This window comes from Bacteroides sp. OF03-11BH, assembly GCF_003604005.1.
In the GTDB taxonomy this organism is placed as follows: domain Bacteria; phylum Bacteroidota; class Bacteroidia; order Bacteroidales; family Bacteroidaceae; genus Bacteroides; species Bacteroides ovatus.
Genome location: NZ_QTMW01000141.1, coordinates 376 through 596, shown reverse-complemented (window position 1 = coordinate 596; position 221 = coordinate 376). Strand labels below are relative to the sequence as shown.

The following is a 221-nucleotide window of genomic DNA, read 5'->3' as shown; positions in this document are numbered from 1 at the left end:
GGGCTGACAAAGAAGCTGACCTTCGACCGCATGGTTCCCCCGCACGGCTTGGAAGTGACTTATGACAAGACCGTCCACGTCATTTTCCCCTCGGAGGTGCGCTACGTGGATTTAGGCTCGCCCGACCTGATTGCGGGCAAAGCCGACGGAGCGGAGAACGTCATCCGCGTGAAGGCTACCGTGAGGGACTTCCCGAACGAAACCAATATGTCCGTGATAAC

1 protein-coding gene is annotated in these 221 nt (G+C 57.9%); it reads left to right on the top strand.

The annotated features are described in order from the left end of the window. Nucleotides 1–221, top strand: a 221-nt coding sequence (locus DXA54_RS28740; protein ID WP_243647712.1) for a DUF4138 domain-containing protein, incomplete at both ends; no start/stop codon positions are given.